Here is an 18,164-nt window from a genome sequence, read left to right on the forward strand (position 1 = left end):
GTGATGGTTCATTTTGGAGAACGCAATGCAAACATACCGCATCAGGCAATTAAGGCTGGAAAAAGGCTGGTCGCAGGAGCAGTTGGCCACCATTGCCGGCCTCAGCACCCGCACCGTTCAGCGCATTGAAAATGGCGAACAGGCCAGCCTGGAGACCCTCACCGCGATTGCCGCGGCGTTGGGGTTGCAGGTGAACGATCTCAGCCAGCCGGCACAGCCGGATAACGACAGTCAGAGCGAACAGGCTATTCGCCGACAGGTTGAAGCGGAAGGCAAGCTGCTGCGCATGGCGGTGCGTTTTGCGATCGTCGACCTGTTTTTGTTCGCCGTTAACTGGTTTACCCATCCGCACTATCTCTGGTCGCTGTGGGCGATTGGCGGCATGAGCCTGGCGGTGATGATGCGGGCCGCACGCACCCTGCTGCTGCCGGACGTTTTCAACCGTTGGCAACGGCAGCGGTTGGAGCAAAAGCTCAGGCGTCTGCACTGAGTTTCAGCCAGTCCGCCAGCCGGGCGAGTGCGCTGCCCGGCCTGATTTCCTGTGGCGACAATAAGCAGTAACCGCTGCCGTCCGGCATAAAGCCAAAAGGCGCGCTCAGCAAGCCGGCGGCCACATCATCGCGTACCTGCTGCCACGGGCCGATGGCAATCCCCATCCCCGCCACCGCCGCCTGCAGGCTGAAGTAGAAATGATCAAAACGCTGCTCCGGCCGGCCAGTCAGCGCCACGCCTTGCCCCTGCGCCCATTGCCGCCAGGCGTCGGGGCGGGTGGCGGAATGCAGCAGTACCGCGTCGTGACTCAACTGCGGAGGGCCGTCGCCAAGGGTTACCCAGCGCCGCAGCGTTTCAGGTTTGCACACCGGCCCGACCCGCTCGCTGAACAACGCCAGGCTGTGCAGCTTATCCCCCCAGTCAAAATCGTTGCGCCGGATAGCGGCGGTAATGCCGTCATGAAACGAAAATGGCCCGCCACCGGCCACCAGTTGCAGGTTGATTTCCGGGTGCGCCTGCTGAAACGCCGGCAGACGCGGTATCAACCAGCGCATCAATAACGTTGGCTCGCACGACAACACCAGCGGCGCGTCCTGCGCCTGCTGACGCAGCGTTTGCGCAGTATGATCCAGAATGCCGAATGCTTGCTGAGACGCCTGAAACAGCGTGTGCCCGGCTGGCGTAAGATATACCCGCCGGTGACGACGCTCGAACAGCGCAATCCCCAGCTCATCTTCCAGCGCTCTGACCGCACGGCTGACGGCCCCGTGCGTCAGGTTCAGGCTGCTCGCCGCCTGCGTAAAGCTTTCCAGTCGCGCAGCGGCCTCAAAACAGCGCAGCCCGCCCAGCGACAGCGGCCGATTAATTTTGCGTGAGTTTTTCTCACTGATACTGTCAGTTTTCATCGTTTGTCACCGCCGGCTATTCCTCTTATAAATCAGCCACTCTCTTCTGATTTTTTGACAGGATAACTATGACTGAACTCCTCGCCGTCGTCACCATCACTTTACTGGCCGTTATCAGCCCCGGGCCGGACTTTGCCATGGTGTCGCGCAACAGCCTGCTCCTTTCCCGCCGCGCCGGGGTGCTGACCGCCTGCGGTATCGGCGCTGGTGTGGTGATCCACGTGAGCTATACCCTGGTCGGTGTTGGCGTATTGATCCAACAGTCGTTGTGGTTGTTTACTCTGCTGAAGGCGATCGGCGCCGCCTATTTGATTTATCTGGGTGTCGGCATGCTGCGCCACGCCGGAGCTGCCGCCGCTGCCCCTTCCCACGAAGACACAGCCGCCACCAGTGACTTCGCCGCGCTGAAGATCGGTTTTTTGACCAATGTACTGAACCCCAAAACCACTATTTTTATCGTCAGTCTGTTTATGCAGGTGGTCAATCCGCAGACGCCGCTCAGCGTACAAATCGGCTATGGGCTGTTTATTGCGGTTGCCCATATTCTCTGGTTTGCCGCCGTGGCGTTGCTGTTTTCCGCGCCGGGCGTCAATGCGCGCCTGCTGCGCCTGCGCAAAGGCATCGACAGAGCCTTTGGCGGCCTGCTGATCGTCTTCGGTGCGCTGCTGGCGGTCGCCGGCATCAAATGAGGTTCAAGGATAAGTTCAGCATTCACTTCTATGCTTATGGGGCATTTCTTTCAATCACCGAGCGGGGAACGCAACATGGCAAAAGTTTTGGTCCTTTATTACTCAATGTACGGGCATATCGAAACCCTGGCAGAAGCGGTAGCGGAAGGTGCGCGCAGGGTCAGCGGCGTTGAAGTCACCGTGAAACGGGTGCCGGAAACCATACCGGCGGACGCCTTCGCCAAAGCCGGCGGCAAAAGCGATCAAAAAGCGCCTGTCGCCACGCCACAGGAGTTGGCCGATTACGATGGCATTATCTTCGGTACCCCTACCCGCTTTGGCAACATGGCCGGGCAGATGCGCACCTTCCTCGATCAAACCGGGGGGCTGTGGGCTTCCGGCGCGCTGTATGGCAAGGTCGGCAGCGTATTTTCGTCCACCGGTACCGGCGGCGGCCAGGAGCACACTATCACCTCCACCTGGACCACGCTGGCGCACCACGGTTTTATTATCGTTCCGATCGGTTACGCCACGCCCGAACTGTTTGACGTCTCCCACACCCGTGGCGGCACACCCTATGGCGCGACCACTATCGCCGGCGGTGACGGCTCGCGTCAGCCCAGCCAGGAAGAACTGACCATTGCCCGTTATCAGGGCGAACACGTGGCGAAAATCACTGCCAAGCTGAAAAGCTAAGCAATAACCTTCCGTTATCTACCCGGTGGGGCCGCGGATTCGCTCGGCCCCATCTTGTTGCCAACCCGCAGCAAGGTTAAAATGCCGCTCAGCCTGCCATTCACTACCTGAACGTCACGGTCGAAATTCGTTCTGCCCGTCTATCACCGGCATTGGCCCTGATGGCGGGCGTTCTGTTTTTGCGCATAGCGAAGGGAAATAAGTCAGTGTCTAAAGATTTTGATGAACTAATAAGAGACATGGATCTTATTATTGAAAATGTAGACAGTTTCAAGGCTATGGCCCCGCGCGCGCCCGAGCCACCCGTTGCGCCGCCGGCAGTCCACCACTACGACTCGTTCTGCGAGAACGTTGCGCTGAAAGTGGTATTGAAAGTCCTGCTCTCGTCGGTGGATAAAATCGTCAAGGTGCAGATTGCCAATAAGGTCGAGCAGGAGATCGCTCAGATAGAACAGCAGGTAGTACGTGCCGGCGGAGGGCCAGTATCGCCTGAAGATCTGGCCCAAATGACGCAGTATGTGCGCCGCACCGTAAATAACCTGTTGGAATAGCCGCGCGACGGTTAAAAACGTGCCAACTCTCTCAGGCGATATGAATTTTTACGTTTTTTTTATATCGCTTGCCTTATTCTTTACCCACTTAAGATTAAATTGACTCATTGTCGGCAGGCAATCCGGGCAAAAGCATGGTCAAAACCAAACAAATTCTGGTCGTTATTCATCTTTGCAGTTTCTTGGTTCTCCTTTATAGCCTTTCGATGATCCCACCCTTGCTTGTGGCTTTGTTGTATAAAGAAAAAAACTTTTTTTCTTTTTTCTATACGCTGGCGCTCGCCGCCATGCTCGGCGGCATAGGTTGGTTCAGCACTCGTCAGTCCAAAGTACAACTGCGGACACAGGACGGTTTTCTGATTATCGTAATGTTCTGGTTGTTGTTCTCAGTCATCAGCGCTCTGCCGCTATGGATGGATGATACCCTGAACATCCGCTTGGTTGACGCCATGTTTGAAGGTGTTTCCGGCATCACCACCACTGGCGCTTCGGTGCTCAACGATGTCTCAGGTGTGCCAAAATCCGTTCTTTACTACCGCTCTCAACTCAATTTTATTGGCGGCCTCGGCGTCATTGTGTTGGCGGTGGCTGTGCTACCTCTGTTGGGGATCGGTGGCGCAAAACTCTATCAGTCGGAAATGCCCGGCCCGTTCAAAGAGGAACGCCTGACCCCGCGTCTGGCTGATACATCGAAAAACCTGTGGTTAATCTATCTCGGTTTAGGGCTGGCCTGTACGGTCGCGTTCCACCTTGCCGGTATGCCGTGGTTCGATGCGCTATGTCACGGGCTCGCCACCGTTTCACTCGGGGGATTTTCCACGCGCAACGAGAGCCTGGGGTATTACGACAGCTCGGCAGTGGAAATGGTCGGAGGCATTTTCTCCATTCTGGCGGCGGTAAACTTCACTCTGTATTTTGTTGTCCTTGGGCGCCGTAGTCTGAAACCGCTGTATCACAATCCTGAACTGCGTTTCTTCCTGCTGATCCTGTCGATTATCGTGGCGATCGTTTGTATCGAGCTATACAGCTCAGATATGTATGGTGCCAAAGATGCCTTTGTGCACGGGTTTTTCCTCACCAGCTCAATGATGACCGATAACGGCCTGGCCATCGCTGATTATGCCCGGGTACCCTCTCATACCATCATGCTATTGCTGGCGATGAGTTTTTTCGGCGGTTGCGTTGGTTCGACCTGCGGCGGCATCAAAGCGCTGCGTTTTCTGATTATGTATAAACAAAGCAGGCACGAGATCAACCAACTAATTCATCCCAATGCTATTTTTACCATCAAGGTCGGTAATGCGCCGATCCAGGATCGGGTACTGCGTTCGGTATGGAGCTTCTTCTTTCTTTACGTCTTCTTCAGTTGCTTTTTCATCTGGCTGCTTAACCTTATGGGCTACGACATGGTCACGTCTTTTGCCACCGTCGCCGCCTGCATCAACAATATGGGGCTGGGGTACGGTGAAACCACTGCCGGATTCGGCACACTCAGCGACCCGGCCAAATGGTTAATGTGCTTCGCTATGCTGCTGGGCCGCCTTGAGATCTACCCCATGCTGATTCTTTGTTCGCGAGCCTTTTGGCGTTTCTAAGCCATTAGCCAGTGAGGGACAGGCCTTTTTTAGCGAGTTTCGCTGTATCACCTGTAGCACATTCATAACCTGAATGTGTTGCATTGTTGTATTCATTTCACTGATATAAGTTAAAACAACTGTAAATAAATACAGTATATTTTAACTTATTGAGGATATGAATATGCGCTTTAACAAGATGTTAGTCCTGGCCGCCCTGCTGTTTGCCACTCAGGTTTCAGCCGAAACGCTCGAGTCCATCGACAACTGCGCGGTGGGTTGCCCGACCGGTGGCAGTAGCAACGTATCTATCGTTCGCCATGCTTATACGCTGAACAATAACAGCAGCACCAAGTTCGCCAACTGGGTGGCTTACCACATCACCAAGGACACGCCGGCCAGCGGCAAAGATCGCAACTGGAAAACCGACCCAGCGCTGAACCCGGCGGATACGCTGGTACCGGCGGATTACACCGGTGCCAATGCGGCGTTGAAAGTTGACCGTGGGCATCAGGCGCCGCTGGCCTCGCTGGCGGGGGTGTCTGACTGGGAGTCGCTGAACTATCTTTCCAACATCACGCCGCAGAAGGCCGATTTGAACCAGGGATCCTGGGCGCGGCTGGAAGATCAGGAACGCAAACTGATTGACCGGGCGGATATCAGCTCAGTGTATACCGTCACCGGCCCGTTGTATGAACGTGATATGGGCAAACTGCCGGGGACTCAAAAAGCGCACACCATCCCCAGCGCCTACTGGAAGGTGATTTTTATCAACAGCAGCCCGGAAGTGAACCACTACGCCGCGTTTCTGTTTGATCAAAACACCCCGAAAAGTGCCGATTTCTGCCAGTACCGCGTAACGGTCAGCGAGATCGAAAAGCGTACCGGGCTGATTATCTGGGCAGGTCTGCCGGAGGATGTACAGGCTTCGCTGAAGAGTAAGCCAGGGGTGCTGCCGGAGCTGATGGGCTGCAAGAGCTAAAACCAACAACCCCGCGCTCGAAGGGGGCGGGGTTATCACCGGGTGCTGTCTATACCGGGACTGAGTTATTGAGTCTGATTTTCCACGCGCGTAATTCCGTGTTTCTTCATAACGTCTTCCATGGTCAGATTTTCATCCTCTGGCGTTTCGTCAATAACGACGTTTTCCGGGCGAACATAAGGCTTGGTTGCACGCTTGAACATCCACCACCAAACGAACACCAGGAACGCCCCGGACTTCAGAAAAATCATGGTCCATAACGCCACTTGATACCAGTTCATCTCTATCTCCATGAAAGAGTTAAGCGCAATCGCATCGCTCTATTTTAACCTTTGCATTGCCCTGATCAAGCGTTGGCGACCCATCTGCCGGGGATGGCATCGAACAGATTGGGAAAAAAATGATGTGACAGTTTACAGGGGGAGTTCAGTAACGGGGAAGCGAATAAACATTCGCTCACGATGTGCGGACAACTCACCAACGGCGATTGACCCACTAGAATCCGAGAAGACCAAAACCCAAAGAATCGTGATGCCCACCGTTAAAGAAGTCGCTCATCAGGTTCATATCGGTCGGTGGTCGGCTCGAAAAATGACGGGCATGACAAGCAGTGATTTTGCACATTGGAACAACGCACTTCCCCTATCTAATACCGCTGGGTGATATACACCTACATGATCACCCTGATGACAGAATGTAAGGCAGCATATAATTAAGATGGTAATAATATCATTAATCATTGAATTTATTTTCGAATTAACGGATACGCGGTCAGATTTAAACGCCTTAATAATCAATCTTAAAAATCAACCCTAAAAGACTTCCTCCGTATAAATTAATTAACACATTAATAATTTATAATTTAATATATGTAGTTTTATTTATATTAAACACATTGATGTTTGTAATTTATTATTTCAAAGACGACATTTCATAAAAACAATAAAAAACAATTAGATAGGATATTATTTTAATAAAACTGCAATATATGACCATAAAAACAAACATTTATTTACATTTGATAGCATTGCGTGCGTTTGAGATTTCTTTTTCTCGCGACTATATGTATTAGCGAAATTAATTAATTCTATAAGTTGCGGAGTGCTGCATGGATTTTAAATTCTCAAATAATCAAGTGGAACTGTATGAGTCAGCCTATCGTTTTGCCTTTAATGTTCTGGATCCAAATGCACACTCCAGGCTATCGCAACAGACAGTAAACATTGATTTATGGAAACAAGCGGCCGCTTATGGTTTTGTGCGTGGCCCTGTTTCATCCACCTTTGGTGGTTTGGAAATGGGGGCTTTAGACACCGCATTGATGATAGAGGCCCTGGGAAGAGGAAGCCGCGATATAGGCCTTTCATTCTCACTCTGCGCCCACTTATGTGCCTGCGTTATTCCGCTCTATCGCTTTGGTTCCAGTGAATTAAAAGCCAAATATCTTGAACCTCTGGTCACCGGCAGCTTAATTGCGGCCAATGCCGCAACCGAACCCGATGCCGGTTCGGATATTTATAGTATGAAATCGACGGCACAGCCCTGCGACGGTGGCTATATACTTAACGGCAATAAAGTTTTTATCACCAACGCCCCTATCGCCGACCTCTTTATCGCTTACGCCAAAACTAATCCTGACCACGGTTTTATGGGCGTTTCGGCTTTTCTGATCGAAAAAGGCACGCCGGGATTATCCGTGGGCGAAGTCCGCCCAAAAGATTGTCTTTCCAATTGCCCCTGGAGTGAGGTGACTTTTCAAGATCTCTTTATCCCGCAATCCCAGTTGATCGGCAAACCGGGGGCGGGAGGCGCGATCTTCCATGACTCGATGATATGGGAGAAAGGTTGTCTGTCCGCCCTGTTTATCGGCGCGATGGAGCGCCTGCTCGAAACCACCCTGGCCTACGCCAAGCAACGTCGGCAATTTGGCAAGGCGATAGGCCAATTCCAGTCAGTTTCCAATCGCATTATTGATATGAAGTTACGCTTGGAACAGTGCCGGTTAATGCTCTATCGCGCCTGCTGGCGACACGATCAAGGTCTTGAGGCTGAAGCCGATATCGCCATGAGCAAGCTGTTAATCTCTGAATACGCGGTCCAATCCGGCCTCGATGCCATCCAAACCTTTGGTGGAGCCGCCATGGATCAAGAGCTTGGTCTGGTTCGCCATCTGTTGAATATGATCCCCAGTCGGACCTTCTCCGGCACCAATGATATCCAAAGAGAAATTGTGGCCCGTAAGTTGGGTTTACGGGGAACGGCATTATGATTATTCAACGACTCTTTGCCGTTCTTTATATGCTGGCGGGGCTGGCCAAAGCCTTCCCTGAACTGGAAAGTGTGGCTGAAACTCTCAAGCTAGCGGCGATTGCCAACCAGGGTACCTGGTATCAGGGGATCACTTTCTGGCTGGCGGAACACGGCGCAGCAGTCAATATTCTGGTAGGCGCAGTGCTGTTCGGATCGGGGTTGGTGTTGATGCTTAACCCGCTCTGGACTACGTTAGTGATTTACGGTCAACTGCTGATGATGGCCATCTTTGTCACCCTGTTACATCATTCCCAGCCGCAGGTCATATTTTTAGACGCCCTCTTCGCTCTGGCCGCATTTTATATGCTGCATGTGCAATATCGCCGCAAGCCGCAGCCACGGACCTTCCCCACTCGCGCCTTTTCAACGCCCGTTACGCTCCCTGCCCCCCCCACGTCCCCGCCACTGGAAGACGAATATGATGTGGTGATTATTGGTGGCGGCGTCTCTGGGTTGACAGCGGCTACTGAGTTGACCCACAAGCGGGTTCTGGTTCTGGAAAAAAGCCCAACCTTCGGCGGAAATGCCCGTTATAACACCGTCAGCACGCTGAAATTCCCCATCGCCGGGGTCTGTTTTCAGCAACCGCAGCCAGACTCGTCCATGATGCGCCTGCTGAAAAAAGTCGGCCTGGATCAGGCTTACAAATCCAATGAAAAAGATACCCTGGTTTTTTTCGATACCTTTTTACTGCTCCGTTGCCTGGGTGAGGTCACCCTGGGTTTTCTCAAATACCCCGCCTACTTGCTCAAACTCTCGGTTTGGGGACTGACCGGCCAACTTTTTTTACATGCGATTATAGGTAAACCTTATGTCGTGGCAGCCAAGCAACTGGGCGACCCTATTTTTGCCGAGCTTTATACTTTTCTGGATAAATTCTCCCCACGCAGCAAACACTATCCAAGTCTGCCCTGGACACCGGACAGCGCCTGGAGTCATGAGCACATGGCGCTGCTGGATAACCTTTCCCTTCACGACTATCTGTTTGAGCCGGACAAACTCGGCCCGTTGCCGGAACATCTGCAACCACCGCGTAAACTGGGCAAGTTAGTGGAAAATGCCGTGGCCACCACACTGCGGGTTGAGTGTCTGGATATTCATGACGTATCTGCCTATGTCGGATTGCATTTTCTGGTCGGTTACCTGCGCGGAAATCTGGTCACGCTGCCAGGGGGAAATGGCGGCATCAGCGCCGGTCTGTACGATTACCTGAGCGGCCATGACACTATCCGGCTGCAAAGTCATGCTCAACTGCAAGCCATCACCCCTCAGCCAAACGGGACGCTCATTGAGGTCATCGTCAATGGCGAACTCAGCCGGGTGATGGCCCGACAAGTGATTTGGGCTGCACCCAAAACCGAACTGGCAAGCTGGCTACCGGCGCTGCCTGCCGAACAGTTGGCCGCACTCGAGCAAATCCGCCACGAAGATTATTATCTGGCGAATGTCTTGCTGGAAAAACCCCTGCTCAGTCATTCATTCGGCGGTTATCTGATCGAACCTGACGCAGCCAACGAGCCGTATTCCTGGTGTAAAGCAGGCACCTGTCTGGTCGCCAATTGGATGGATAATCAGGCGGGTGCCGACGTCGGTGTTCTGACCTTGCTGAAACCCACCACCCGCTCGGAGCGCCAGGATCGTACCGCAAAAAACGAGTTTGTGGCGTTGCAGCAGCAAACCTATGTCGAAATCGCCAAAGTCCTGCGCAACCTGGGGATCCCCGCCAGCATGATCGAAGATATCCACATCTGGTATTGGCCAGCGGGACTGGTGACCTCCGTGGTCGGGCAACAAGCGCAGGGGGTGTTTAACCTTGCTCGCCAACCGTTTAAAAACATCCATTTCGCCAATCAGGACAGCGTCGGTATCGGCAATATTGAAAGTGCGGTGTCTGCCGGGCTTGAGGCGGCAACGGCTGTGAAAGCGGCTCTGGCTCAGGAGTTCCCCCCAATAGATTTCGCCGCCAATCTGGAGATGTCGTCATGAGTCGCTCACTGATTGTCGAACTCTCCGGTGATCCGATGCTGAAGCATCACCATCTGGGTGGTAAAGGGTATTCATTAAATCATCTAATCAAAGCCGGCCTGCCGGTACCGCCGGCATTTTGCATCACCGTCCAGGCTTACCAGCAATTTATTGAAGCCACAGTTCCCGGGCAGATATTGACGAAGGGTGCCAGAGGCGAGGTACGCGATATTATTCTGGGCGCTAATGTGCCCACCTCTTTGCAGCAGGCAATCAACGACGCTTATCAGCAATTGGGCGATGACGCCTCCATTGCCGTTCGTTCCTCGGCATTGGAGGAAGACGGCCAACATCAATCCTTTGCCGGACAGTACGACACCTATCTGCATGTTAAGGGCGCCGAGGAGGTATTACGCAAGGTGCAATCCTGCTGGGCGTCATTGTGGGCAGAACGGACGGCGCACTACAGCCAGACGCACGCCTCGGAAAGCGAGATTGCCGTGGTGTTGCAGGTGATGGTGGACGCCGATGCCGCCGGGGTGATGTTTACCCAGGATCCACTGACCGGCAATGCCGATCAGGTGGTGATCGACAGCTGCTGGGGCCTGGGAGAAGGCGTGGTCTCCGGACAGGTGACCACGGACAGCTTCACTCTGGACAAAGCCAGTGCCAACCTTTGCGATCGGCAAATCCGCCACAAATCGCATTACTGCCAGCGGGATGCTCAGGGGCAAGTGACGCTACTGTCCACCCCTGAGGCCAAACGCGATATACCCAGTTTGACCCCGGAGCAGCTGCGTCAATTGGTCACCCTGGCCAGACAGGCCCAACTTATTTACCGCACCGAACTGGATATTGAATGGGCGGTAAAAGATAACCAGGTCTGGCTGCTACAGGCACGGCCTGTCACTACCCAGGCCAAGCCTGCTCAGGTTATCTACGCCAATCCCTGGGAGAACGATCAGGCGATCAAGGATCGGGCCTTTTTCTCGCGGATGGACACCGGAGAGATTGTCACTGGATTGATGACGCCGCTGGGATTGTCGTTTTGTCGGTTCTACCAGAAACATATTCATGGCCCGGCGATTAAAACCATGGGACTTGCTGATATCAGCGATTGGCAAATCTACATGGGGTATATACAGGGCTATGTTTATCTGAATATTTCCGGTTCGGCTTATATGCTCAGGCAGTGTCCGCCGACCCGTGATGAAATGAAATTCACCACCCGTTATGCCACCGCCGACATTGATTTCAGCCATTATGAGAATCCCTATGGGAAAGGCGTGCAAGGCTGGAGCTACGTCAAAAGTGGTTGGTATTGGCTCAAACAGCAGGTTCACAATCTGCGCAGTGCCGCCAACACCGTCGAACAGATGATTGCTTTACGCCAACAGGAAACCCGCCGCTTTCTGGCGCTGGATTTAACCGCCCTGTCTCTGGTTGAACTGGAGCAAGAACTGCAACGGGTTGACCGCTTTTTCCTCGACAGTTGCGCCGCCTACATGCCTTTTTTCCTGCAATCATTTGCCCTCTATGACGCCCTGGCTCAAACCTGCGAACGCTATCTCAAAGGCCGGGGCCAGGGATTGCAAAATCGCATCAAGGCGTCGATGAACAACCTGCGCACCATTGAGGTGACACTGGGTATCATCAAAATGGTGGACAAGGTCAATCGACAACCTGCGCTGAAAGCGCTGTTTGAACAGCACAGCGCCAATGAATTGGTCAACATCTTGCCCGAAGATGAGATCTCCCGCGTATTCTGGCAGGGCGATTTTAAGGATTTCCTGTTTGAATTTGGCACCCGTGGTCGCCAGGAATTTGAGTTGAGTATTCCGCGCTGGAATGATGATCCCAGTTATCTGTTGCAGGTAATGAAAATGTATTTGCAGCACCCGGTGGATCTGCAAAAGAAACTCAGAGAAACGGAAAGGCTGCGTCATCAGGACAGCGAAGCACTGTTCAAAGAAATGACATGGGTCGGTCGATTCAAGTTAAAAACCCTGACCAGGCTATATGCCGTGATGGCCGAACGCCGTGAGGCCACCCGCCCCACCTTTATCACCGAAACCTGGTTCTATCGCTGCATTATGCTGGAAGTTCTGCGACGCCTGGAAACTCAGGGCGTCGTTAAAATGAGCGACCTCCCTTATGTCGATTTCGAGCAGTTCCGCGCCTATATGGCGGGTAAAATCCCGGCACAACAGGCTTTTGCGCAGACACTGCTCGATCAGAATCGCCACCAGCATTTATTGAACTTGCATGCTGAAGAGCCGCCGTTGGCGATTATCGGTTCCTACACGCCGAAAATGAAAACCCCCGCAGCGGATAATACCGCCGGCGTATTCACCGGCCTTGCCGCAAGCCCCGGCAAAGTGGTGGGAAAAGCGCGAGTCATTACCGACCTGCCAACCCAGGCTGGTGAGCTTCAACCCAACGAAATCCTGGTGGCGCGCTTTACCGACGCCAGTTGGACACCGTTATTCGCACTGGCGGCCGGTATTGTCACCGATATCGGATCCACGCTTTCACACAGTTGCATTGTGGCACGAGAGTTTGGCATCCCCGCCGTAGTCAACCTGAAAGTAGCCACCCAACTGATTGCCAGCGGAGACACTCTGATCCTCGATGGCGATAGCGGAACGGTCATTATCCAACGCGGAGAAGAACCTGACGCTGATGGCTGATCCACGCCCTACACAACAGAAATAAATCGCGGCGACCCGCCGTACTTAACGATGGTTGATGCAGACGGCCCCCCGCCGCAGGCAGAACCGTTGCGGGCTTTATAGTGCCAAATTTGCCCGATCGACCCATGTCATCACTACATTTTGGCTACATAAGGAATTCGATCATGAGCACCATGACAGGACAAGCAAGACCAGCAAACTCCGCTTCCTATGAGCAAATTTGGCAGGCGGACCCAACGTCATGTCGAGGAATGGATCCGGATACCATTACGGTAGGCGTCGTCGTGGTAACGCGTAATCCGGCATTTTTCCAGACCGGGCTCAGTGTGTTGAATGACATTCGCGATTATGTGTTTAACCGTGTCCATATCCAGTCGGAGCTTCCCCCCAAGCTGTTTGAATTGGAATCAGATTCGCTGTATCTGGAAGCGCGTGAAAAAGCCGTCCATTTCCTGAAAAGTCAGAATAAAACGATCAATATCCGCATCATCCAATGTGCCAGCCTGGCGGAGGCGACGGGTAAAATTATTTACACCCATGCTCTGGAACAGCGCCCCGCATTCCATTTGGGGATGTTGTTCTACGACCAGATATCGCCTACACACGCTGACAACAGCATTGAACAAATTGACCGCGATCTGGATGCATTTTACAGCGCATTGCAAACCAGCGGCATTCCGGCGTTTTACACCACCTTTTCGACCGTCGCCTTTATTCGTGAATTGCGTTCTCCGTTCCGTTATTTGCCCCAGCAATATCGCGAGATTGTCCGCAGCGAAGATCCGGCGATCTTCCAGACTGAATTGTTATGTCTGTGGATGGACTTTTTTGAAATGAATTACACCAATCGCCGGGTCAAGCCGATCGGCGCATTGACGCTGCACAATACCCTCGGCGAACAGTTGATTCAGTTCTTTGAACGCACCACCGCAAACCGCTGGCTGGTGTCTTACTACACCGGCTCGGTCATCTCCAACTTAATCGGTTATCTGGACCGGCATGCCGAAGCCCGTGGCGCGCTCATTCTGCGCGGTCCCAACGAACATGCCATTGCCTGTGGCGCCATGGCCAACTGGCAGCTTTATCGCATACCGTTTTTGGGCATAGTGACCTCCGGCATGATGGATGAATTTAAGGGCACCTTAACCAACCTGAAGGAAACCGCGGCCCAGGGCATTATTGTCGCGGCGGAAAACCGCAGCAATCTGTGGTATGGCTTTCAGGGTACGTTGACGCCGACGGAAGACATGCGTGAGGTGTTGACCGCCAAACGCATTCCGTATGTCTATATTGACGACGTAGAAGGGATAGTCGCCGGTCTGAGCGAAGCATTTCGCCTTTATCATCAGAACCTCGGCCCGGTGGTGATCCTGGCGACGCAAAACGTGCTGGAATCTACCCTTTCGCTGGAAGGCGACATTGAGGAAGCGGTATCGATATCCAACCTGCCGAACGATGACGTCCCGCCAATAACCGACAGCTTTACCCAAGCGATGGCGCTGCTCAACGAGGGCCCCGAGAGAGTACTTTGGCAACTTGGCCCAGTCAGTGATGACGAGTACGCCCTGATCCATGAAATTGCCGATGCTGCCGGCCTCGCGCTGGTGGACTCATTAGCGCACCCAGGTTCAGCCCCCAAATATTACCAAGGTAAACGTAACCCCCATTATTTGGGCACCCTGGCAATTTATGGCTACAGTCCACGGGTGTACAACTATCTGCACACCAACGACAAGCTCAACGCCATGAGCGAACAAAGTCTGTTTATGATTAAGAGCCGCGTCGCTCAGATCACCACGCCATTTTCCGACGGTCGCCTGGAGCGCAAGGTGCATCTGGTGCAACTCACCCATGATGAACAGCACCTGTCGCCGTATGCCGATGTGCATCTGCACATGAATTGCCTGGCTTTTTTGCGCGCCGTAAAAGCCCATCTTGCCGTCAGCCCCGCGCTGCGCGATAAACGCCGGGCGCTGATTGCCGCCTATCTGGATTCCCCTTCCGACGTGGTAAGTCAGTTGCCCAGCCTGCCGATGTCGGCCAACTACTTCTTTTGCCAATTGAATCAGGTGATAGAGAATTTAATCGAGACGGAAAACTTCGATTTTACCGGCGTCTACGATGTGGGCCGTTGCGGTATCTCTGCGGTGCGCAATGTCGCGAAAACCCGGCGCGGTTTCTCCGGCTGGTATGGCCGCGCCTTGATGGGCGATGCGCTATTGGCCACCAGCTATCTGGCTTATACCAGCCCAAGCCATGTGGTGGCGTTTATCGGCGACGGGGCCAAAGGGATAGTGCCGGATATTCTGCCGGCCTTTATCGACAATATTCTCACTCACCCGCAATTGCTTAATAAAAGCATCACCGTCTTTTATTTCTGTAATGGTGGCCTGTCGGTGATTAACACCTACCAGGAACGCATTCTATTTAATCGAACATCACGACAAATGCGTCTGGTGAATGTGGATCAACCGGAGTTCGAACAACGGATAAATAACTTCCACATCCAGGGCAAAACGCTCACCCACTTCGATGAAGACGCCATCCGCCAGGCGTTGACCACCCCGAAACGTCTCAACCTGTTTTCCGTGGTATTGGGGCATAACAACGAAGGTGACGGCATCTCGCTGGCCACCGCCAAAGGCTGGCAACGTGACCCCTGCGATCAGGATGCGCTGCAAGAACGCAAAGCCTGGGCCGCCCTGCAACCGGAGTCAACCAGTACCGCCTTCGACCAAGATCAAACAAAGGAAGCCACATCATGAAGTTTGGATTTATCGCTCATCCGACCTCGGTTGGTTTAAAACGTTACGTCAAAATGCTCGACCTGCTGCAGCGTAATTCGACTGAGCAACATAGCGGTTACAAACGCGACCTTTGGGTCCGCGAAAACCTGGTGCCATTTATGAACTTTGCCAGAATCACCTCGGCTACCGGCGCCACCTGCGAAGGGGTGATCAAATATATGCCGCTGGTCGCCGATGAAATGCTGGCCGATGCCCGTGGCATCGCCAATCGGGTAGTGCAAGGTATTGAAGAGTTGGCCGGAGAAGGAGCAGAACTGGTTGGTTTGGGCGGGTTTACTTCCATTGTGGGTCGACGTGGCGAAGCCACTGCCGAAAAATCCCCGGTTCCTGTCACCTCCGGCAATTCATTGACCACCTATGCCGGTTACAAGGCCATGATGCAAATTCAATCCTGGCTGGATATTAAACCGGATCAGGAACCGGTGGCGATTGTCGGCTATCCGGGTTCTATCTGCCTGGCACTGAGTCGATTATTGCTTGCGCAGGGGTTTTCCCTTCATTTGCTGCACCGCGCCGGTAACCATGACCGGGAAGAATTACTCAGCCATCTGCCCGACCAGTATCACGCGCAAGTGACCCTGACCAGCGACCCCAATGACTTATACCCACGTTGCAAACTCTTTGCCGCGGCAACTTCTGCGGGGGGCGTGATCGACCCGTATAAATTGCAGCCTGGATCTATTTTTATCGACGTCGCGCTGCCCAGAGATATCAAGGCTGACACCCGCCCAAATCGGGATGACATTCTGATTATCGATGGCGGCTGCGTAACGGCAACGGATGCGGTCAAGCTGGGAGGTGAGTCGCTGAATGTGACTATCAAACAGCAGATGAATGGCTGTATGGCGGAAACCATAGTGTTGTCTTTGGAGAACCGCCGGGAAAACTTCTCGCTGGGCCGTTATCTGCCGCCGGAGAAGGTGCTGGAGATCGGTGAAATTGCCGAGCGCCACGGTTTCATGGCTTATCCTCTGGCCTCATATGGCGAGCGGATTGATCGCCAGAGCGTCATTAACCTCAAGCGTTACTACCACCAGGATATCTATGCCGGCGAGTCGGACGTTGCCAAACAGAGCGAGACGCGTCTGGCCTTTATCGACGCTATTATCGCGCAAGATCCCGCTCGGGAGGACAGTCTCGACCGTTATCGCCAGTTTATTAACCCGATGATGGTGGATTTCCTCAAACTGCAGCATTGCGACAATGTATTCCGCCGCGCTGCGGGCACCCAGCTCTACACCACCGACGGCGAGGCTTTTCTGGATATGGTGGCCGGCTATGGTTGCCTCAATCTCGGTCATAACCCGCAGCCGGTGATCGATGCATTGAAAACCTATCTCGATGCTCAAGGTCCCAACTTTATTCAATACATTTCAATTCCCGAACAAACCGCCAAGCTTGCCGAAGTACTCTGCCAGCTGTCGCCAGGCAATATGGGCCGGGTTTTCTTCAGCAATTCAGGCACCGAGGCGGTAGAAGCCGCCATGAAGATCGCCAAAGCCTCGACCGGTAAACCGGGTATCGCCTACCTGAAGAACAGCTACCACGGCAAGACACTGGGCGCCCTGTCCATCACCGGTCGCGACAAACACCGCCGCTATTTTACCCCGCTGCTGGACTCGATGGTTGAAGTGCCGTTTGGCGATATAGAAGCATTGCGTCAGGTGCTGAACCGCGACGATATCGGTGCCGTGATGATCGAACCTATTCAGGGGGAAGGCGGCGTTCATATCCCGCCGGACGGTTACCTGCAAGCGGTTCAGCAGATTTGTCGCCAGACTGACACCTTACTGATGGTCGACGAAGTGCAAACCGGGCTGGGACGCACCGGGAAACTCTTTGCTTGTGAATGGGATAACATCGAGCCAGACGTTCTGATGCTGTCAAAATCGCTGTGCGGTGGGCTTCTCCCCATTGGCGCCACCCTGTGCCGGGCCGATATTTGGCAGAAAGCCTATGGCACAGCAGACCGCTTCCTGGTGCACAGCTCGACCTTTGGCGGTGGCAACGTCGCTTCAGTGGTGGCGCTTAGCGCCTTGCGGGAGATCCTGGCCCAGGATCTGGTCGGGCAATCCGAACGGCTGGGTGCCTATTTTAAACAGGCGCTGACCGACGTCGCCGCACGCTATCCCTTCGTCGCAGAAATTCGCGGGCGCGGTCTGATGCTGGGGATCCAGTTCGATCAAACCTTTGCCGGAGCGGTCAGTGCTTCTGCCCGCGAGTTTGCCACCCGCCTGCCCGGAGACTGGCACACCACCTGGAAATTCCTGCCCGACCCAGTGCAGGCCCACTTGAAAGCGGCCATGGATCGCATGGAGCAGTCGCTGGGTGAAATGTTCTGCATGAAGTTTGTCACCAAGCTCTGTCAGGACCACAAGATCCTGACGTTTATAACCGCCAACAGCTCGACGGTGATCCGCATTCAACCCCCACTCACCATTAACAAAGCAGAGATCGATCGTTTCGTCAGCGCATTCGCCACGGTGTGCGATGAACTATCCACCTTTTTAGAATAGGAGGC

At 53.6% G+C, this 18,164-nt stretch carries 13 protein-coding genes; 11 read left to right on the plus strand and 2 right to left on the minus strand.

Annotated features, from left to right (window positions below):
- The first annotated feature begins 25 nt into the window (after window positions 1–25).
- Window positions 26–490, plus strand: coding sequence for a helix-turn-helix domain-containing protein (locus SPL01S_RS09990; RefSeq protein WP_063199314.1), 465 nt, complete (start codon window positions 26–28; stop codon window positions 488–490).
- Here SPL01S_RS09990 and SPL01S_RS09995 read toward each other — a convergent pair.
- Entirely contained in the window at window positions 474–1,397 is a 924-nt protein-coding gene (locus SPL01S_RS09995; protein ID WP_063199317.1) for a LysR family transcriptional regulator, read from the minus strand. The genes SPL01S_RS09990 and SPL01S_RS09995 overlap by 17 nt on opposite strands.
- A 68-nt stretch (window positions 1,398–1,465) precedes the next feature.
- Here SPL01S_RS09995 and SPL01S_RS10000 point away from each other — a divergent pair, with 68 nt between their 5' ends.
- From SPL01S_RS10000 to SPL01S_RS10020, 5 genes are all read left to right on the plus strand, one after another.
- Window positions 1,466–2,086 (plus strand): LysE family transporter, encoded by a 621-nt coding sequence (locus SPL01S_RS10000; protein ID WP_063199320.1) that lies wholly within the window; start codon window positions 1,466–1,468, stop codon window positions 2,084–2,086.
- Window positions 2,087–2,161: 75 nt separating this feature from the next.
- Window positions 2,162–2,761 (plus strand): NAD(P)H:quinone oxidoreductase, encoded by a 600-nt coding sequence (gene wrbA, locus SPL01S_RS10005; RefSeq protein ID WP_013812359.1) that lies wholly within the window; start codon window positions 2,162–2,164, stop codon window positions 2,759–2,761.
- Between the two features lie 206 nt (window positions 2,762–2,967).
- Complete coding sequence (locus tag SPL01S_RS10010) at window positions 2,968–3,312, plus strand: hypothetical protein (protein ID WP_006324592.1); 345 nt, start codon at window positions 2,968–2,970, stop codon at window positions 3,310–3,312.
- 134 nt (window positions 3,313–3,446) lie between these two features.
- A complete protein-coding gene (locus SPL01S_RS10015) occupies window positions 3,447–4,907 on the plus strand; it encodes a TrkH family potassium uptake protein (protein WP_063199323.1) in 1,461 nt (486 codons plus the stop codon).
- A gap of 163 nt (window positions 4,908–5,070) precedes the next feature.
- On the plus strand, window positions 5,071–5,868 hold the full coding sequence (locus SPL01S_RS10020; protein ID WP_004942831.1) for a DNA/RNA non-specific endonuclease: 798 nt from the start codon (window positions 5,071–5,073) through the stop codon (window positions 5,866–5,868).
- 65 nt (window positions 5,869–5,933) lie between these two features.
- Here SPL01S_RS10020 and SPL01S_RS10025 read toward each other — a convergent pair whose 3' ends face one another.
- Entirely contained in the window at window positions 5,934–6,149 is a 216-nt protein-coding gene (locus tag SPL01S_RS10025) for a hypothetical protein (protein ID WP_004942827.1), read from the minus strand.
- A gap of 827 nt (window positions 6,150–6,976) precedes the next feature.
- Here SPL01S_RS10025 and pigA point away from each other — a divergent pair.
- The 5 genes from pigA to pigE all read left to right on the plus strand — a co-directional run bounded on the left by pigA (window position 6,977) and on the right by pigE (window position 18,159).
- Entirely contained in the window at window positions 6,977–8,137 is a 1,161-nt protein-coding gene (pigA, locus tag SPL01S_RS10030; protein ID WP_013812356.1) for a prodigiosin MBC biosynthesis dehydrogenase PigA, read from the plus strand.
- Window positions 8,134–10,164 (plus strand): prodigiosin MAP biosynthesis oxidoreductase PigB, encoded by a 2,031-nt coding sequence (pigB, locus tag SPL01S_RS10035; protein ID WP_063199326.1) that lies wholly within the window; start codon window positions 8,134–8,136, stop codon window positions 10,162–10,164. The genes pigA and pigB overlap by 4 nt, the downstream gene beginning before the upstream one ends.
- Entirely contained in the window at window positions 10,161–12,833 is a 2,673-nt protein-coding gene (pigC, locus tag SPL01S_RS10040; protein ID WP_063199329.1) for a prodigiosin ligase PigC, read from the plus strand. The genes pigB and pigC overlap by 4 nt, the downstream gene beginning before the upstream one ends.
- A 167-nt stretch (window positions 12,834–13,000) precedes the next feature.
- Window positions 13,001–15,601, plus strand: coding sequence for a prodigiosin MAP biosynthesis protein PigD (gene pigD / locus SPL01S_RS10045; protein ID WP_063199333.1), 2,601 nt, complete (start codon window positions 13,001–13,003; stop codon window positions 15,599–15,601).
- Window positions 15,598–18,159: a prodigiosin MAP biosynthesis aminotransferase PigE gene (pigE, locus tag SPL01S_RS10050; protein WP_013812352.1), complete on the plus strand. Its 2,562-nt coding sequence runs from the start codon at window positions 15,598–15,600 to the stop codon at window positions 18,157–18,159. Before pigD ends, pigE begins: the two co-directional genes overlap by 4 nt.
- The last annotated feature ends 5 nt before the right edge of the window (window positions 18,160–18,164 follow it).

This window comes from Serratia plymuthica NBRC 102599 (genome assembly GCF_001590925.1).
In the GTDB taxonomy this organism is placed as follows: Bacteria; Pseudomonadota; Gammaproteobacteria; order Enterobacterales; family Enterobacteriaceae; genus Serratia; species Serratia plymuthica.